18 protein-coding genes are annotated in these 17,358 nt (G+C 37.4%); 7 read left to right on the plus strand and 11 right to left on the minus strand.

The window, feature by feature from the left end:
* Nucleotides 1-22: 22 nt before the first annotated feature.
* Both VB694_RS18285 and VB694_RS18290 read right to left on the minus strand, forming a co-directional pair.
* Nucleotides 23-667, minus strand: coding sequence for a DUF3318 domain-containing protein (locus VB694_RS18285; RefSeq protein ID WP_323361763.1), 645 nt, complete (start codon nucleotides 665-667; stop codon nucleotides 23-25).
* A gap of 78 nt (nucleotides 668-745) precedes the next feature.
* Complete coding sequence (locus VB694_RS18290; RefSeq protein WP_323361764.1) at nucleotides 746-1,303, minus strand: hypothetical protein; 558 nt, start codon at nucleotides 1,301-1,303, stop codon at nucleotides 746-748.
* Between the two features lie 159 nt (nucleotides 1,304-1,462).
* Here VB694_RS18290 and VB694_RS18295 point away from each other — a divergent pair, with 159 nt between their 5' ends.
* From VB694_RS18295 to VB694_RS18310, 4 genes are all read left to right on the plus strand, one after another.
* Nucleotides 1,463-2,530, plus strand: a complete 1,068-nt coding sequence (locus VB694_RS18295; protein ID WP_323361765.1) for an amino acid ABC transporter substrate-binding protein — start codon at nucleotides 1,463-1,465, stop codon at nucleotides 2,528-2,530.
* Nucleotides 2,531-2,579: 49 nt separating this feature from the next.
* Nucleotides 2,580-3,506, plus strand: coding sequence for an ABC transporter permease subunit (locus VB694_RS18300; RefSeq protein ID WP_323361810.1), 927 nt, complete (start codon nucleotides 2,580-2,582; stop codon nucleotides 3,504-3,506).
* Between the two features lie 178 nt (nucleotides 3,507-3,684).
* On the plus strand, nucleotides 3,685-4,707 hold the full coding sequence (locus VB694_RS18305) for an amino acid ABC transporter permease (protein WP_323361766.1): 1,023 nt from the start codon (nucleotides 3,685-3,687) through the stop codon (nucleotides 4,705-4,707).
* A gap of 30 nt (nucleotides 4,708-4,737) precedes the next feature.
* Nucleotides 4,738-5,478 (plus strand): amino acid ABC transporter ATP-binding protein, encoded by a 741-nt coding sequence (locus tag VB694_RS18310; RefSeq protein WP_323361767.1) that lies wholly within the window; start codon nucleotides 4,738-4,740, stop codon nucleotides 5,476-5,478.
* Nucleotides 5,479-5,494: 16 nt separating this feature from the next.
* Here VB694_RS18310 and VB694_RS18315 read toward each other — a convergent pair whose 3' ends face one another.
* Genes VB694_RS18315 through VB694_RS18325 form a run of 3 tightly spaced genes read right to left on the minus strand, consistent with a single transcriptional unit; the run spans nucleotide 5,495 to nucleotide 6,595 of the window.
* Nucleotides 5,495-5,926, minus strand: coding sequence for an HNH endonuclease signature motif containing protein (locus VB694_RS18315; RefSeq protein WP_323361768.1), 432 nt, complete (start codon nucleotides 5,924-5,926; stop codon nucleotides 5,495-5,497).
* Between the two features lie 5 nt (nucleotides 5,927-5,931).
* On the minus strand, nucleotides 5,932-6,294 hold the full coding sequence (locus VB694_RS18320) for a hypothetical protein (RefSeq protein WP_323361769.1): 363 nt from the start codon (nucleotides 6,292-6,294) through the stop codon (nucleotides 5,932-5,934).
* Nucleotides 6,295-6,346: 52 nt separating this feature from the next.
* Nucleotides 6,347-6,595, minus strand: coding sequence for a hypothetical protein (locus VB694_RS18325; RefSeq protein ID WP_323361770.1), 249 nt, complete (start codon nucleotides 6,593-6,595; stop codon nucleotides 6,347-6,349).
* A gap of 205 nt (nucleotides 6,596-6,800) precedes the next feature.
* Here VB694_RS18325 and VB694_RS18330 point away from each other — a divergent pair, with 205 nt between their 5' ends.
* On the plus strand, nucleotides 6,801-8,081 hold the full coding sequence (locus VB694_RS18330; RefSeq protein WP_323361771.1) for a hypothetical protein: 1,281 nt from the start codon (nucleotides 6,801-6,803) through the stop codon (nucleotides 8,079-8,081).
* A 71-nt stretch (nucleotides 8,082-8,152) separates the two neighbouring features.
* Here the strand turns inward: VB694_RS18330 and VB694_RS18335 are convergent, their stop codons facing one another.
* From VB694_RS18335 to VB694_RS18355, 5 genes are all read right to left on the minus strand, one after another.
* The gene (locus VB694_RS18335) at nucleotides 8,153-8,635 is read right to left on the minus strand and encodes a DUF29 domain-containing protein (protein ID WP_323361772.1); all 483 of its coding nucleotides are present in this window, start codon (nucleotides 8,633-8,635) and stop codon (nucleotides 8,153-8,155) included.
* Nucleotides 8,636-8,776: 141 nt separating this feature from the next.
* Complete coding sequence (locus VB694_RS18340; RefSeq protein WP_323361773.1) at nucleotides 8,777-10,180, minus strand: ferredoxin:protochlorophyllide reductase (ATP-dependent) subunit N; 1,404 nt, start codon at nucleotides 10,178-10,180, stop codon at nucleotides 8,777-8,779.
* A gap of 211 nt (nucleotides 10,181-10,391) precedes the next feature.
* Nucleotides 10,392-11,189: a DUF5331 domain-containing protein gene (locus VB694_RS18345; RefSeq protein WP_323361774.1), complete on the minus strand. Its 798-nt coding sequence runs from the start codon at nucleotides 11,187-11,189 to the stop codon at nucleotides 10,392-10,394.
* Between the two features lie 31 nt (nucleotides 11,190-11,220).
* A complete protein-coding gene (gene bchL / locus VB694_RS18350) occupies nucleotides 11,221-12,087 on the minus strand; it encodes a ferredoxin:protochlorophyllide reductase (ATP-dependent) iron-sulfur ATP-binding protein (RefSeq protein ID WP_323361775.1) in 867 nt (288 codons plus the stop codon).
* Between the two features lie 578 nt (nucleotides 12,088-12,665).
* On the minus strand, nucleotides 12,666-12,914 hold the full coding sequence (locus tag VB694_RS18355; RefSeq protein ID WP_323361776.1) for a TIGR02450 family Trp-rich protein: 249 nt from the start codon (nucleotides 12,912-12,914) through the stop codon (nucleotides 12,666-12,668).
* A gap of 463 nt (nucleotides 12,915-13,377) precedes the next feature.
* Between VB694_RS18355 and clpB the strand changes: the two genes are divergently transcribed.
* Both clpB and VB694_RS18365 read left to right on the plus strand, forming a co-directional pair.
* A complete protein-coding gene (gene clpB / locus VB694_RS18360; RefSeq protein ID WP_323361777.1) occupies nucleotides 13,378-15,993 on the plus strand; it encodes an ATP-dependent chaperone ClpB in 2,616 nt (871 codons plus the stop codon).
* 311 nt (nucleotides 15,994-16,304) lie between these two features.
* On the plus strand, nucleotides 16,305-16,544 hold the full coding sequence (locus tag VB694_RS18365; protein ID WP_323361778.1) for a Nif11-like leader peptide family natural product precursor: 240 nt from the start codon (nucleotides 16,305-16,307) through the stop codon (nucleotides 16,542-16,544).
* 21 nt (nucleotides 16,545-16,565) lie between these two features.
* Here VB694_RS18365 and VB694_RS18370 read toward each other — a convergent pair whose 3' ends face one another.
* Nucleotides 16,566-17,300: a Uma2 family endonuclease gene (locus VB694_RS18370; protein WP_323361779.1), complete on the minus strand. Its 735-nt coding sequence runs from the start codon at nucleotides 17,298-17,300 to the stop codon at nucleotides 16,566-16,568.
* Nucleotides 17,301-17,358 lie beyond the last annotated feature (58 nt).

Genomic DNA, 17,358 nt, shown 5'->3' on the forward strand with positions numbered 1-17,358 from the left:
AAACCCACTCAGTTGCTAGGTTCTAGATTCCGCCTTCGTCTGTGGGTCTAGATTTGGCTTTGGCTTTATTGGCGCTGCGTTTCAGGGCGGAAAGTCTGGCTTCGTAGCGGGAACGCTGACGCTTGCTAGGAGTGTTATCAACTAAGGTTTTCAAGGCACTACCTAGACTCTTGTAGGCGTTGGGGAGACTATAACCAAAACGAGTTGCTAGAGCGATCGCTTTTTCGTCAGCATCAACTAATTCTTTGATTTGCTTGTCTCCGTTATTTTTTTGGTATAGTCGCCAACCGGAAACCCCACAAAGCGCCAAAGCTAATACCAGCAGCAATCCATCCTGTACCCATAATTCACCTACAGCACCACCTAAACCAATAGCCAGTGCTGCCATTTCCCAACCATCTTTAGGAATTGTGTCATTTTGAACACGAGCTACTTCATGCCAGAACAGGAGATTACGCTGATCCATTGCTAAAGCATCCCATTTCACCAAGTCGATTTGAATTTCTACTTGGTCTTTACCAATTTCTTCACAACGGATCAAAGGTGGACTTACTTCAGTTGTGCCTTCAACTGTTACCCAGCTTTGTAATTCTGGTGGTAGTAAGCTTTTCAACCGCCGGAGTTCACTCATTTCCGCTTTGGCTGAGGAGGTTGTATAGGATGTCATAAAATCCAGCCTTAAAAAATTTCTGTATATTAGTGAGGGTATCACTTTGGAGTATAGCTATTTCAGTGATGATCCGCTTCACTCATTGGGAAAACTTCCGCGCTTTTTCCGAGCTTCCATGGCTTTTTCTAGCAGATCCAGTAATCCTGGAGCTTCTTCCTGGATACTGAGTAAAAGTCTTTCTCCTAGTTCTATATTACCCGGATCTTCACCTGTTACCATTACGTGTTGGAGGCGTGGTAGGGCTATACTATCAACAACCTGAATTAATCCACTTAGACAACGGTGAAACTGTCTTTCTGTGAGAATTGAGTCTTCTAGGGGAAACTCAATAATGGCACGAATTTCGCCATCGGAGGGATCATATTCCCATTGCAGCATTTTGGTTTCCCAAGAAATGGCCAGCATTGTCTGGAGAATAGATGCTTTGTGGGGATGTTCTTTGACTCCTGCAAGAACTTGAGGTGCAAAGACGCGGAAAAATTTTCCATCTTCATCCAACTGAACGACTATCAGAAAATCTTCTAGGTGATCAGCTTCTACACCTGTGATAATCCGGTCTTCTTGTTCATCAAAACGGTATTCCCAGCCAAGATTATCTAAGTAATTGGCTATCTGTTTCAGATTAGCTCCCATAAAAGCCTCATAAGGAACGGTGGAGCGACTGTCACCACACCTAGTTTAACCTGCTATGGACATTGATTTTAGACTGGTGCAGCTAGTTGTCCCAAAGGTTGTATTGTATTTCTTTGTGGATATGTACATTTTTCTTAAACATCTTTAAATTTTATGCTTATGCGTACATCAGCTTTGATGCTGTTAATAACTCCTCTAATTTTTGCCCTTGCTGCTTGTGATGGTGATTCAGGAACAACAGGCAATACAGCAGATAATACCGGAAAACAGGTAACTCGTAATCTGGGAAATACGGTTAAAAACCGTGGACAGCTAATTTGTGGTGTTAGCGGTGAGTTACCAGGGTTTAGTTTTGTGGGAACTGATGGTAAATATAACGGTATTGATGTGGATGTTTGTCGTGCTGTCGCAGCTGCTTTGTTTGATAATCCCGATGCGGTGGAATTTCGCAATCTTAATGCTAAAGAACGATTTACAGCTTTACAAACTGGTGAAATAGATTTACTAAGCCGCAATACTAGCTGGACATTAAGCCGTGATACTTCGGTTGGTTTAGATTTTGCACCGGTGGTTTTTTATGATGGTCAAGCTATCATGGTTCGCAAAAATAGCGGGATCAAATCTTTAAATGATTTAAAAGATAAAGCAATTTGCGCTCAAACTGGAACAACCACCGAGCAAAATTTAGCTGACCAAATGCGAAAACGATCTATTACTTATAAGCCTGTTGTTTTTGAAGATATTAATATTACTTTTGCGACTTATGCGGAAGGTCGTTGTGATGGGGTAACTGCTGATCGTTCGGCTTTGGTTTCTCGACGCACTACTTTACCTAAACCGAATGAGAATGTAATTCTCGATGAGTTGCTTTCTTCCGAACCTCTAGCACCAGCAGTTGCTAAGGGTGATCCTCAATGGAGTAATGTTGTTAAATGGGTTGTTTATAGTTTAATAAAAGCTGAAGAATTAGGAATTAATTCTCAAAATATTACCGAATTTGCTAACAGTAATGATCCAGAAATTAAGCGTTTTTTAGGAACAGAAGGAAACCTGGGTGAAGGACTTGGTTTAACAAATGATTTTGCAGCCAGGATAGTCAAACACGTTGGTAATTACGGTGAAGTTTACGATCGCAACCTGGGTACAAAAACAAAACTCAATCTCCCTCGTGGTCAAAATCAAATCGCAACAAAAGGCGGTTTACTCTATTCTCCCCCATTTCGATGATTGGTGACTGGGGACTGGTGATTGGGTAAAAATGACTAACAAACAACTAATGACTAATGACAAACCACCGATATGGCGTGATTATCGCTTTTGGCAAATTGCGACACAGTGCATGGCTGTGATTTTAGCTGTAGCTATTGTTGCTATTTTGGGGATGAATCTTAACCGGAATTTACAACAATTAGGGATTAAATTCGGTTTTGATTTTCTCCAGCAACAAGCATCTTTTGATATTGGTGAAACTCCCATTAATTATAACCCAACTGATAGCTATATTCGTGCTTTGTGGGTAGGGTTAATTAACTCATTGCGGGTAGCAGTTCTGGGAATTATTTCAACAACAATTGTGGGGATAACTGCGGGAATTGCACGTTTATCTGATAATTGGTTAGTGAGAAAAATCAGTTTAGTTTATGTAGAGATTTTTAGAAATACTCCATTATTACTACAGTTGTTATTTTGGTACTTTGCTGTTTTCCTCGGTTTTCCCAAAGCAGAAAATAAAGCTTCCCTTTGGGGGTTAATTTCCTTTAGTCAAAATGGAATAGAAATTTTTGATTTTAACTTATCTCCTGAGTTTTCAACTTTACTGCTGGGGTTAACGTTTTACACTGGTGCTTTTATTGCGGAAATTGTGAGAGGAGGGATACAAGCAGTAGCTAAAGGACAATGGGAAGCAGGTTTATCTTTAGGATTAAAACCAACATTGTTGATGCGGTTAGTGATTTTCCCCCAAGCTTTGCGGGTTATTATTCCCCCACTTACTAGTCAATATTTAAATTTAGCAAAAAATTCGAGTTTAGCGATCGCAATTGGTTATCCAGATGTTTATTTTGTAGCTTCTACCACATTTAATCAAACTGGAAAAGCAGTAGAAGTAATGTTATTAATTATGCTCACATATCTCACTTTTAGCTTAATAATTTCATTAATGATGAATTTATTAAATCGTAAATTTCAGATCAAAGAAAGATAGAGGAGTCTCTAGTTCCCAGTCTCAGACTGGGAATGCTATCACATAGGCTCTGCCTATGCTTTAATAGAAGCCAGAGTCTTCTATGATTCATTCCCATACAGAGTATGGGAACGAGAGACGAGAAAACGAGAAAATACAGAGTATGGGAACGAGAACAACAATAAATAAACAATAACCTATGAATAAATTAACGTGGTTCAAGAAAAATCTATTTAGTACCTGGTACAACAGCTTATTAACTATTTTCTGTTTAGTAATTATATTTTCAATAGTTAAAGGATGCTTATTTTGGGCATTTAATCAAGCACAATGGCAAGTTATTCAAGTTAATATACATTTATTTTTAGTTGGTAGATTTCCCAAAAGCTTATATTGGCGAATTTGGATAGTTTTAGGAATAATTATAACATTAAGCGGAATAACTTGGAGCGTATTTACTAAAAAACCAAATATCATCAAACAAAGATTTTCTCAATTTATTATTCCTTTTCTTGCACCAATATGGTTATTATCTTTTGCAATTAATATATGGCTAATTGGCGGAGGTTTTGGTTTACAATCTGTATCAACAAACTTATGGAATGGGTTACTTTTAACCTTATTAATGGCAGTAATTAGTATTGTACTTTCCTTTCCTATCGGTGTATTATTAGCATTAGGAAGAACCAGTAATTTATTTATAATTCGTTGGTTTTCTATTCTCTATATTGAAATAGTTAGGGGATTACCACTAATCGGAATTTTGTTTATTGCTCAAGTTATGTTACCCTTATTTTTACCAGCAGATTTACGTTTAGATAGATTAATTAGAGGAATTGCAGGACTGGTGCTATTTAGTGCTGCTTACATGGCTGAAAACGTGCGCGGTGGATTACAATCAATACCAAGGGGACAAGCTGAAGCTGCAAAAGCATTAGGATTGAATACACCTTTCGTAGTAATATTAATTATCTTACCTCAAGCTTTACGCGCTGTTATTCCGGCAATTGTGGGACAGTTTATAGGCTTATTTAAAGATACTTCACTTTTATCTTTAGTGGGATTAGTAGAATTAACAGGTATTGCTCGTTCTATTTTGGCACAACCGCAATTTTTGGGGAGATATGCGGAAGTATATATATTTATTGGTTTAATTTATTGGGTGTTTTGTTATTCCATGTCTTTAGCTTCTAGAAGGTTAGAAAAGCAGTTCAGTAATTAGAAAAAACTTATTAAATTGAGGTTGAAATCAATGAGAGTAGAAGAACCAATAATTATTGCTGAAGATGTTCATAAATGGTATGGAAAGTTTCACGTTCTCAAAGGAGTAAGTTTAACAGTCAACCGGGGAGAAGTTGTTGTTTTAATGGGTCCTTCTGGTTCAGGAAAATCAACTTTTATCCGTACATTTAATGCTTTAGAAGAATATCAAAAAGGAAAAATTACTATTGATGGAATTACTCTGAGTAGTGATTTAAAAAATATTGAAACCATTCGTAAAGAAGCGGGGATGGTATTTCAACAGTTTAATTTATTTCCCCATTTAACAGTTTTACAAAATATCACTTTAGCACCGATTTGGGTACGTAAATTACCAAAAGCTAAAGCTGAAGAATTAGCAATGCAACTGTTAGAAAGGGTGGGAATTTTAGAACAAGCAAATAAATATCCGGGACAGTTATCTGGGGGACAACAGCAACGAGTAGCTATAGCGCGTGCGTTAGCTATGCAACCCAAAATCATGCTATTTGATGAACCGACATCTGCGTTAGACCCGGAAATGGTGCGAGAGGTTTTAGATGTGATGCGAAATCTTGCTAGTGAAGGGATGACAATGGTTGTTGTCACTCATGAAGTTGGTTTTGCGCGGGAAGTTGCAGATAGAGTGATTTTGATGGATAGCGGTTCTCTGGTTGAGGAAGCGACTCCTGAGATGTTTTTTACTGAACCGAAGGAAGAAAGAACAAGGAAGTTTTTGTCACAAATTCTTTAGGTATTAGAGTGCGATTCTAATCTTCTGGAGGATGCCAACCAGCAAGGACCCAATAACTGCGAACTTCCAAAGCATCTGCATCATCACTTAGATGTAAAGCTTTAACAGTAGCTCTACCAGTCGGCGTTTTACCTACAATTTGTAAGCCATCTTCTGTCCAGTAAAAATGCTCAGACCAGACTTGAGTACGTGGGTTAAATAATTTGACTGTTTCTCCCGTTTCTGGGTCAAAACCTGTAGTTTTATCACTTTTATATCTATTACAAATAGGACAAGCTAACCATAAATTTGATTCATCATTACTACCACCTTTAGCTATAGGAATAATATGTTCAATTTCCAAACGTGCCATTACTAAACGTTGAGGACTCAAACAATAGCCACAACGATTTTGAGCATCTTTTCTAAGGCGACGTTCTATTTCGACAGGAATGTAAAATCTAGCCATGACTGTTAATTAATTGCTGGTATTAAACCACGTTCAACAGCCACTTTTAAGGCTTTCGCTTTACGTACCAAACCACGTCGGTAAACTTGCATTAGTTCGTCTAGTTGGCTATTTTCTGTTTCATTTAACTGTTCTTCTCGCTGACGCGCTAAGAGGTCACTAAAAACTTCTTGTTGTTGAGTTTCCATTTGCAAATCACACAAGGTCAAAACCTGCTCATCTGGTAATGATTCTACAGGTAATTCATGACTAGCGCGGTCTATCCATTCTAGTAATACATCTTCAAGACGGCGATGGGTGAAAGCGGCTATTTCTTTGGCTTTTTGTGCCAGTGTTTCTGGTAGTTGGATGGTGATAGTTTCAGACATTTTTCAAAGCGGGGGTTTTCTGATTTTATTGTAACTCTATTATCTGAATAAATTAAGCAACCTGTTCCGCTAAAACTCGACCTTCCACACGCTCATATTCATCCTCAAGCAGCCAAAGTTTTGCTTCTTCATAACTGGAACAAGCAAAAACAATCTTGTAACTTTCTGTGGGGTCTAAAATGCAAAAATTATTTTTATCATCACCAAGCAACATCAAAACATAGGGTGGTAAAGAGGTAGGGTCAACCCATATTTCTGTAAACTGCCAGTTATTGGCTAGGTCGGGTGCGGGGAATGACATGATATCTATCTCCAGTGACTTTTATTTCCTTTGCGGTATTTGTCCAACACGCTACGCAAACGTTAAAAAACATTTCACTATATTGTCAAGATACAACACTATAAGGATAATTAACCAAGCATGGTTATGTGTTGCAATATAAAATAATATACAATTTTATTGTTATACATAATGCTGCTGAAGTTTTGACAAACAGGAAAAAATTATGAGTTTACCAATTCAAGTTACCTTTCTATTAGCAGATTGGGTTGCTAAAGGCTTACAAGATGGAACATTTGAACGGGTTGGGGGTGTAATTCGGGATGTAGCAAGTAAGAAAATTGTAACTTGGTTGCGAGACACTAATTCAGTTGCTCCTCCAGATCCCACCTTTCTTCCACTGGTGATACAAGGACTTGATCCTGTTACTGGCATACTTAATTTAATTGCTTCAGGCGCGAATGCGGCAATTTCAGCTAAAGGTTTTTCTGATGTAAATCAGCGTTTAGATGGTATTGAAAATCAAATAGATGCAATAGGGAAAACTTTACAATTTTCTCAAAGTATTTTGCAAGTATCTACTACTGCTAGTATTCTCAATCTTGGTGTTTCTGTGATGGGTTTTGCTGTCATAGCACAACGATTAAAAGAACTGGAACAAAGATTACAAAAAGCAGAGGAGTTATTAAACAAAGTCAACCGTAAAATTGATTTGAGCTTCTACGCAAATTTTCGTGCTGCACTTGATTTAGCTATGAATGCTTTTACCATGACTAAGGTTGAGAATAGAAGGGATAGTGCATTACAAGCTATCAATCGTTTTTTAGAAGCTGAACATATTTATACTGGCTTCACAGATACAGAAATCGAAAAACAAAGCCAGATTGCGGATGAATATTTATTAACTTTATCTTTAGCTTATCTGGCCGAAGCACGATGTTATTTAGAACTAGAAGAACATGAAACAGCAATTCGTAGATTTCAAGAAGGGAAAAAAGTTCTTCAATCACGTATTCATAAATATATTAATATTTTACTAACATCTAATCCAGCAGTCTATCTACATCCAGAATTTCAAGGACAAATAGACTTAAAGAGATTAGCAAAAATTTATCAATGGATAAATTCGGATTTAGATGAAAATGCTGTATTTGAAAATCAACGTAAAAATCTATTTAAAATTGCCAAAGATCATACACAATGGATTGATTCATTACCACCAGCAATTTTAGATCGTATCGAAATTCAAAGTGGGTGGTTTGGTCCAAATCACGATGAATTAAAACAAGCGGCTTTTCAACGACTTCCCCAAGTATTTGATGTCATGGAATCAATGATTGAAACTAACAACAGATTTGAATCTTACCAAACAGAAATACAAGCAATATCTAAACTAGGAATTAGTTTTCATGAATGGCTGCAATTAAAACCATCTACAGAAACTAAACCAGAAGGTGCAGAATTAATGTTTATTATTCCTTCTCAGCCTTTAGAATTACCCGGTTAAATGTCTAAACAATAAAACAATAACACCAATTATAACACATGAATAAATTGCAAACTCCCATAAAATTGGTATTATTTATCCGCGTTCATATCTCCATAAAAATCATCATCTAATAACTGTTCTAAAGTAAAAGGTAAATCAAGAGGATATTCAAATTCATCTGGTTTTCTCACACCTAACTTAGCATTTTTACTTTCTTTAATTGCCAGTTTTCGAGCATCAGCATAAGCTAAAGAAATTACCTCATGTAGATAATTTTTAAAAGAAGGATTTTCTTGTAAATCTTTTTTAATTCTAAAACGATGTTCAGTAATAGAACTGTACCAACTTCCTTTCATCATTTCGGGTGCATCAGATTGAACAATTAACTTGAGTAAATGGGCAATTAAAATTGTTAAATTACTCAAGAAAAACCGTTTTTCTGATTTACCCATATCTTCTAATTCTAACAGTAAATGCTCCCAATCAATATCATGAAAATGTTTTTCTTTGATTTGTGAAATGAGAGTTTCTCTCCAAAGGTTAAAATCTTGTTCATACAGTTGATGGTTCATATAACTCTATCCACTAAATCAAAAGTATAACTGATTCATTATAACATCCCTCTCTGCGTCCTCTGCGCCTCTGCGGTTCGTTATAAAAAAAGGACGAACCCCAAAAGATTCGCCCTAAAATTGCCGAAGAAAACCCAAAACTTAAACCTTAGCTTCCTCCCTTACCAACTTATCCCAACCCAAATCCTTCAAATTATTATTCCTTCTTAAAGGACGAGTTACCAACTCCAAAATATCCCGCGCATTACCAAAACCGTGAATCTGTGCAAAAGTAAACTCCACAGACCACTTAGTATTAATACCCCGTGCTTCCAGAGGGTTAGCATGAGCCATACCAGTAATTACCAAATCTGGTTTTAACTCATAAATACGTTGGACTTGATTGTAATTATCCGGCTTTTCTACAATCGTTGGTAGAGGTGAACCCATTTCCTGACAAGTCTTTTCTAACAAAGCTAACTCAGCAGCTTGATAGCGTTTATCCATGTAAGGAATACCGATTTCGTGAACAGTCATACCGCAACGAATCAAGAACCGCGCCATAGAAATTTCCAACAGGTTATCACCCATTAAAAACACAGATTTACCGCGAATTAATTTCACGTAATCTTCCACACCAGCCCAAATTTGTGCTTCTCTTTCATCTAAACCTTTGGGTGTAATTCCAAAAACAGAACAGATTTTTTCTACCCAGGCGCGGGTTCCATCTGGACCAATAGGAAATGGTGCGCCAATTAATTTACATTTCCTTCTTCGCATTAAAGTTGTAGCGGTGCGACTGAGGAAAGGATTCACACCAGCGACATAATAACCTTCTTCGATCACAGGTAATTCTGTAAAGCGTTTTGCAGGTAGCCAACCAGAAACCTTAACACCTTGTTTTTTCAATTCTAAGGTTAATTGAGTGACAACTGGATCAGGTAAAGAACCGAATAAAACCAAAGGTGGATGGTCTACATACTCAGATTCGTCTTGAGTGATGTCTTCTTTTTTCTTACCGAAATTCATCAGCTTCTGAATGGCGTTACGCTCGCCTTTTTCAGATTCCGATACTGGAGCCTTTTCGGGACAACGATGAGCCATAGCGGCTAACACAGTGTCCTCTCCTTGGGTAAATGCGTAGTCGAGACCGTTCGCACGAGCGACAACAATAGGAATCCCTAAATCAGCTTCTAACTTAGGTGCTAAACCTTCCAAGTCAGTTTTAATAATTTCGGTGGTACAAGTACCTATCCAAACAATTACACTAGGATTGCGATCGCGTTTAATTTGCTCACACAATCTTTTTAATTCTTCATAATCATTTAATTGAGCAGAAATATCCCCTTCTTCTAATTCAGCCATTGCATAACGGGGTTCAGCAAAAATCATCACTCCCATGGCATTTTGCAGGAAGTAACCACAAGTTTTTGTGCCAATTACTAAAAAGAAACTATCTTCAATTTTTTGATATAACCAAGCAACACAGCTAATCGGGCAAAAAGTATGATAATTACCAGTTTCACATTCAAAATTTAAAGCTGATGGTTCTTTAGCGACAGTCATTTTAATATTCTCCCCTTAATTTGTAAGGCGTAAAAATCAGGAGTGTAGGTGACAGGTGACAGGTGACAGGTGACAGGTGACAGGTGACAGGTGACAGAAGGCAGGAGAAAGACAAATATTACCCATTACCCATTACCCATTACCCATTACCCATTACCCATTACCCATTACCCATTACCCATTACCCATTACCTATTTCCTGATAACTAATTTAATTGTTGGGGAAGAGACGAGCCATTTCTGACTCATCAAAAACCTCAGATGGCAATTCTTCACCTAAGAGGTCATTATTATCTTCACCCTCTTGCAGAGATGTGTCATCTCCCCAAACATCAGATATCACATCACGAAATTCACTTTCATCTGGTTGATTTAAATCATCAAATCCATTTCCATCAGAGAGATTGAAATCACCTAAACCCTGATCTTCGTTATCCTCTGTCAAACTTATGGACTCAAAAGATATTCCACTGAAATCATCCGCTGCTTCTAAATCTGATCCTGGTTCAAACTCGTCTGCGATAGATTCTTCAGATAAAGAAACCGCATTGAAGCCATTTGCACTTGCCAGTAAATCGCTTTCTTCCTCATCCTGTCCATTTACATCTACTGTAAACTCTTGAACAGCATATTCTTCAGCAATTACTGATGGTTGATCCTCAGCAGTGTCTTCCTCCACAGATTGGGAAATACGTAAGTACATTTCCGGTTCTTGTGTGGGACTCAACCGATTACCAAGCAAAATGTCTGGATCAAAATGCAACCCAAGCACTTCAATAAGAGTATCAGCGTCTGGATTTAATTTGGCAAAAGGAAACATCAACTGGGCTAGTTTGGGTTCCAGGGCGTTTACTACTCCCAGGATGAGGTAAGAAGAGGGACGCTTCCCTCCATCGGGGGTATAAACCGATTCTATTGCCATTTGCAGAGTAATCCAATCCCGATTGCTCTGAAAGAACTGCAACCACTTTTGCTTGATTGAATCCGTAAAACTATCAAAGAAAGCCATAATATCCCCCATCCTGAAGAGGTAAATTGTTTTATACAATCATCAAGTCTAATTCCTCTTCTGCATTTGTTACCTGTGGTTTACTCGGATTTAAATAAAAATCTGACAACAAAGAGAAAAGTTCCCGATCAGGTGCATCGTTAGGAACGACACCTTCAGGACGAGATAAGATTTGATCAGCAATGCTGAGGTAATAGTCGCAAACGTAGTCCAGGGAAGGATCTGACTCTGCCATTTCAAACAGAGTTTTACCTTTGACGCGGGAAACACGGATATCTTCGATTAAAGGTAATACTTCTAAAACCGGCATTGGTACTGCTTCTATATATTTCTCAATCAAGTCTCGTTTAGCAGTGCGATTACCGATTAAGCCAGCTAGACGCAATGGATGAGTCCGTGCTTTCTCGCGGACAGAAGCTGCAATCCGGTTGGCAGCAAATAAAGCATCAAAGCCGTTATCAGTTACTATCAAGCAATAATCTGCATAATTGAGGGGCGCTGCAAAACCACCACAAACAACGTCACCCAGTACGTCAAATAAAATTACATCGTATTCATCAAAAGCGTTGAGTTCTTTCAGGAGTTTTACGGTTTCACCTACGACATATCCACCGCATCCTGCACCGGCTGGGGGACCACCTGCTTCAACGCAGTCAACACCACCATAGCCTTTGTAAATTACATCTTCAGGCCAAACGTCTTCGTAGTGATAGTCCTTTTCTTGCAGGGTGTCGATAATTGTGGGAATCAAAAACCCGGTCAGTGTAAAGGTGCTGTCGTGTTTGGGGTCACAGCCAATTTGTAGGACTTTTTTACCGCGTTTGGCTAGGGCTACTGATATGTTGCAGCTGGTTGTAGATTTACCGATTCCGCCTTTTCCGTAAACTGCTAGTTTCACTGTTCGTTACCTCTGAAATAGTTTCTTCTCAAACTTGTAGCTCAAACATCTGCCCTGCACCAAGCCTGTTTTGGCTGTGAGGTATGTGAGAGCCATTATTGTCCAAATTCCCTAGAAAGCAAAGGTGCTGAAAATCTGTAAATTGATTCTAGATGAATTAATCGCTAGATAAATAGATATATCATATATATTTTAGCCATAAAAACTCTAAAAAGCCTTAAAAACATAATTTAATCTATTTTTTAAATTTTTTATATAAAAATAGTTACAAAAAACAAAATGCTAAAATCGGCTTTTGGTAATGGTTTGCATAGAATTATCCAATGATAAATACTGATTACTGTCCAGCAAATAAACTGCTATTAATTAAAACCAGAACTATCGTCAGTGCATACCAGGAGAATAGTGTTCACACTTTTGAGAGGATATAAATTGAGGATTTTTGACGCTTTAGGAAATATGGAATGATATTATGTGATCAGCGATCGCCTATGTGCTGATAATTTAGTTGTAAATTATTATTAAATAATCAAATATCTGACTAAATTTCAGAAATAGATAACTTTAGTGTATGTTTATTAATTTTCTTCAAGAGCATTGATTTCCTGTAGTGATTGCCAGCCAGCGTGCCATTGAGAATTATCTTGTAATAATTTAGCATTCATCCAAAAGCGAACAGTAGGGTCACAAGCAGATACCATTTCAGCATATACCCACTTACCCTGATTTTTGCGGTTAACAACTTGAAAATGTCGCCAACCATCAACTTTTTGTTGTGCTGTCCACTTAGAACCAAGTAAATAAGGAAACTTTTGTTTTTTAGGCATTTGATAAATATACAGCAGAATTCAATCAGGTTTAGCAGTGCTAAACCTCTACAAAAGCAAAAGCATATTAATGATGATTATACTTTTTAGTGTACGTTTTTTTATATTTTTTTATGTATTGGCGGAAGATAAACTTGTCAACCCAGGCAATTTTTCCAAAAATAAAGCCTTTGGATTTTACATACATCATACCACAAAAATTTTATATGTAAATATCAATCCTGAAATGACGCAAACTCGTTACTAATTAATAATAATTTTCAATAATATTGAGAATAGAGGGGAGCTTATTGAGAAAATGATTAAAATACACTTTTTTGGGAAAAGTAATATTTAAAAAACTTATATAAAGTAATCACTGCTTTGCTGATAATACTACTTTATCAAGATGTGAAGACCGATCCAGGTAAACCTTGCTCTATTTTTACAATAGCGATATGAGAGTTATTTATCAAAAAATATCATGCAACCAACTAATCCGAACCAATTCACAGAAAAAGCCTGGGAAGCGATCGCTCACACACCAGATATCGCCAAGCAGTACCAGCAACAGCAGCTAGAAAGCGAACATTTAATGAAAGCACTGCTGGAACAAGATGGATTAGGTAATGCGATTTTTACCAAAGCCGGAGCAAATCTACAAAAAGTCCGTGACTACACTGATCAATTTATCTTACGTCAACCAAAAGTATCCGGTAGTAGCACTTCCGTATATTTAGGACGTAGCTTAGATACATTATTAGATCGGGCGGAAAAATATCGTCAAGAATTTAAAGATGAATATATTTCTGTTGAACACATATTGTTAGGATATGCTAAAGATGACCGTTTTGGTAAAAGTCTACTCCAAGAATTTGGCTTAGACGAAAGCAAATTAAAGAATATTATTAAACAAATTCGTGGGAATCAGAACGTGACAGATCAAAGTCCAGAAGGAAAATATCAATCTTTAGAAAAATACGGACGTGATTTAACAGAAGCAGCACGTCAAGGAAAATTAGATCCGGTAATTGGTCGGGATGATGAAATTAGGAGAACCATCCAAATTCTTTCTCGGAGAACCAAAAACAATCCTGTATTAATTGGTGAGCCAGGTGTTGGTAAAACTGCAATTGCCGAAGGTTTAGCACAAAGGATCGTGGCTGGAGATGTTCCCCAATCTCTTAAAGATCGTAAACTGATTGCTTTAGATATGGGGGCGTTAATTGCTGGGGCAAAATTCCGGGGAGAATTTGAAGAACGCCTGAAAGCAGTATTAAAAGAAGTCACCGAATCAGGTGGAAATATTGTATTATTTATTGATGAAATTCATACTGTTGTTGGTGCAGGTGCAACCCAAGGTGCAATGGATGCTGGGAACTTGTTAAAACCGATGTTAGCCAGAGGTGAGTTGCGTTGTATTGGGGCGACAACCTTAGATGAATATCGTAAATATTTGGAAAAAGATGCAGCTTTAGAAAGACGCTTCCAGCAAGTTTATGTAGACCAACCCGATGTACAAGATACAATTTCCATTTTGCGGGGTTTAAAAGAACGTTATGAAGTGCATCACGGGGTGAAAATTTCTGATAGTTCCTTAGTTGCTGCTGCTACTTTATCCAGTCGTTATATTAGCGATCGCTTCCTCCCAGATAAAGCCATTGACTTAGTAGATGAAGCCGCAGCCAAGCTGAAAATGGAAATTACTTCCAAACCCGAAGAGCTAGATGAAATTGACCGAAAAATTCTCCAACTGGAAATGGAGAAACTTTCCTTACAAAAAGAAAGTGATTTAGCTTCCCGTGAACGTTTAGAAAAAATAGAAAAAGAACTAGCTGATTTCAAAGAAGAACAACGGACACTTAGCAGCCAATGGCAATCCGAAAAAGATATTATTACCAAAATTCAATCTATCAAAGAAGAAATTGATCGAGTAAATTTAGAAATTCAGCAAACAGAAAGAAACTACGATCTTAATCGTGCGGCTGAATTGAAATATGGGAAATTAACAGATTTGCACCGACAATTAGAAGCCGTAGAAACCGAACTGGCTAACGCCCAAGGAACAGGCAAATCTCTATTGCGGGAAGAAGTCACCGAAGCGGATATTGCCGAAATCATTTCTAAATGGACAGGAATTCCGATTAGTAAATTGGTGGAATCAGAAAAAGAAAAATTACTGCATTTAGAAGATGAACTGCACCAAAGAGTCGTTGGTCAAGCCGAAGCTGTAACAGCTGTAGCTGATGCCATTCAACGTTCTCGCGCTGGATTGGCTGACCCAAATCGTCCCATTGCGAGTTTTGTGTTCCTCGGACCAACAGGTGTAGGTAAAACTGAATTAGCCAAAGCTTTAGCCGCATATATGTTTGACACAGAAGAGGCTTTGGTAAGGATTGATATGTCAGAATATATGGAGAAACACACTGTTTCTCGACTAATTGGCGCACCTCCAGGTTATGTTGGTTATGAAGAAGGAGGACAATTAACCGAAACTATTCGTCGTCGTCCTTATGCGGTGATTTTATTCGACGAAATTGAAAAAGCACACCCCGATGTATTTAATGTTTTTCTGCAAATTCTTGATGATGGTCGCGTTACCGATTCCCAAGGTCGGACGGTGGACTTTAAAAATACCATTATCATCATGACCAGTAATATCGGTTCTCAATATATTTTGGATATATCTGGTGATGATTCACGGTATGATGAAATGCGTCATCGAGTCATGGAAGCAATGCGGAATAGTTTCCGTCCTGAGTTCTTAAACCGCATTGATGAAATCATCATTTTCCACAGTTTGCAAAAATCGGAATTACGCCAAATTGTGCAGTTGCAAGTAGATAGACTCAGACAAAGATTGAGTGACAAAAAAATGTCTTTGCGACTTTCTGAAGTTGCTCTTGACTTTTTAGCAGAAGTAGGTTATGACCCTGTGTTTGGTGCTAGACCATTAAAACGTGCCATTCAGCGGGAGTTAGAAACCCAAATTGCTAAATATATTTTACGCGGCGAATTTAACGATGGTGATACAATCTTTGTCGATGTCCAAAATGAACGTTTAGCTTTTAGTCGTTTACCTGTGGAAGTTTTCACGTAAGTATTCAGCTATAGCAATAGTTCATTTCCAGATCCCCGACTTCTGAGATCAATTTATCATTTATAGACACAATAAACAAAAGAAGTCGGGGATCTTATCGGCGTTTAGCTTTTAGTCGTTTACCTGTGGAAATTTTCACCAGTTAATTAAACTGTGCAATTAAATTAATCAACCCGGTTTTTTCTGTTAGCCGGGTTTTTGATGTTTGGGGAACATGAAAGTTTTGTAAATGAGAAAATTCCGTTTTGCTGTGTTTTTGTATTCATGATATAAATAAAAATCAAAATCAAAATCAAACAGGTGTGATAGATATGTCCTTACAAGAAGTTGAAAATTTTTATGAAATGTTGAGTTCAGAACCAACTATTTATGAGCTATACTATAAAAATTGCTGTCAAATAGGAGCTTTTGACAGCTGTCATTGGGATAAAACAAAAATTGTCAATTTTGCAGCTACTTTTGGCTATAGCTTTACTGAAGCTGAATTAGAGGAATTATTGTTTGCAAGTCAACCTATCAAACTAATTCGTAATTCCTACAAATCCTTCTGAAAACTAAACTAAAAATATCCTCTAAATTGTATCTGGGTCAATTCCCAATTCCCGCAGTTTTGCAGATAAACGTTCTGATTTTTGCTTTTCTTGTTCAGCAAATTCTTCTGGTGTGAGAATTATTAATCCTTCATTAGTAAAATAGCGTAATTTATGGTCATGGATGCCTAAATATAAACTTAGTTGCTGACTCCATAACCAACCTTGATTATTTGGTTCTATCGGTTGATAAGTACCACCAACCAAAATAAAGCCAGCAAATTCTAAATTATTGGGGTCAAACCAAAAATATTCAGGAGTGCGAAAAATATCTTGATAGATTTGCTTTTTTAATCCTTTATCAATTGATGCAGTTACATCTGTCAGCAATTCGATAATAATATGCGGATATTTACCATCTTCTTGCCAAACTACCCAACTTTTACGGGGTTTGCGTTCTGCATTTCGCACGACAAAAAAATCCGGACCAGGAAACTCTTCCGATTTAGGTTGACGATGACTGTAATAAACAGTTAAATTACCAGAAGCATAAAAATCATTGCGGTTTCCCCACCACAATTCTAAGCATTGTAAAAGCAGAATTATTTGGCGTAAATGTGAATCACTTTCAAATTTTGGTTCATTACTTTCTAAATTTTTAGCCGGAAAAATTACATCTTTGGGAAGTTCAAAATCTAATGGTGGTTCATCAATTTCTAAATCTTGATTTAGAAGAATGGCATCTTGGGAAATTTCAAAGTCTTCGTAGATAGACATATTATCAAAGTTGAGGATAATTTAATTGGAGAGGAGCAGAGAAAATTTACAGATTACG

Source organism: Anabaena sp. UHCC 0451, from assembly GCF_034931405.1.
GTDB lineage: Bacteria > Cyanobacteriota > Cyanobacteriia > Cyanobacteriales > Nostocaceae > RDYJ01.

Bases quoted from the DNA above. Each gene is read 5' to 3' on its own strand.
- VB694_RS18285 (WP_323361763.1), bottom strand. From the start codon at position 667: ATGACATCCTATACAACCTCCTCAGCCAAAGCGGAAATGAGTGAACTC.
- VB694_RS18290 (WP_323361764.1), bottom strand. From the start codon at position 1,303: ATGGGAGCTAATCTGAAACAGATAGCCAATTACTTAGATAATCTTGGC.
- VB694_RS18295 (WP_323361765.1), top strand. From the start codon at position 1,463: ATGCGTACATCAGCTTTGATGCTGTTAATAACTCCTCTAATTTTTGCC.
- VB694_RS18300 (WP_323361810.1), top strand. From the start codon at position 2,580: ATGACTAATGACAAACCACCGATATGGCGTGATTATCGCTTTTGGCAA.
- VB694_RS18305 (WP_323361766.1), top strand. From the start codon at position 3,685: ATGAATAAATTAACGTGGTTCAAGAAAAATCTATTTAGTACCTGGTAC.
- VB694_RS18310 (WP_323361767.1), top strand. From the start codon at position 4,738: ATGAGAGTAGAAGAACCAATAATTATTGCTGAAGATGTTCATAAATGG.
- VB694_RS18315 (WP_323361768.1), bottom strand. From the start codon at position 5,926: ATGGCTAGATTTTACATTCCTGTCGAAATAGAACGTCGCCTTAGAAAA.
- VB694_RS18320 (WP_323361769.1), bottom strand. From the start codon at position 6,294: ATGTCTGAAACTATCACCATCCAACTACCAGAAACACTGGCACAAAAA.
- VB694_RS18325 (WP_323361770.1), bottom strand. From the start codon at position 6,595: ATGTCATTCCCCGCACCCGACCTAGCCAATAACTGGCAGTTTACAGAA.
- VB694_RS18330 (WP_323361771.1), top strand. From the start codon at position 6,801: ATGAGTTTACCAATTCAAGTTACCTTTCTATTAGCAGATTGGGTTGCT.
- VB694_RS18335 (WP_323361772.1), bottom strand. From the start codon at position 8,635: ATGAACCATCAACTGTATGAACAAGATTTTAACCTTTGGAGAGAAACT.
- VB694_RS18340 (WP_323361773.1), bottom strand. From the start codon at position 10,180: ATGACTGTCGCTAAAGAACCATCAGCTTTAAATTTTGAATGTGAAACT.
- VB694_RS18345 (WP_323361774.1), bottom strand. From the start codon at position 11,189: ATGGCTTTCTTTGATAGTTTTACGGATTCAATCAAGCAAAAGTGGTTG.
- VB694_RS18355 (WP_323361776.1), bottom strand. From the start codon at position 12,914: ATGCCTAAAAAACAAAAGTTTCCTTATTTACTTGGTTCTAAGTGGACA.
- clpB (WP_323361777.1), top strand. From the start codon at position 13,378: ATGCAACCAACTAATCCGAACCAATTCACAGAAAAAGCCTGGGAAGCG.
- VB694_RS18365 (WP_323361778.1), top strand. From the start codon at position 16,305: ATGTCCTTACAAGAAGTTGAAAATTTTTATGAAATGTTGAGTTCAGAA.
- VB694_RS18370 (WP_323361779.1), bottom strand. From the start codon at position 17,300: ATGTCTATCTACGAAGACTTTGAAATTTCCCAAGATGCCATTCTTCTA.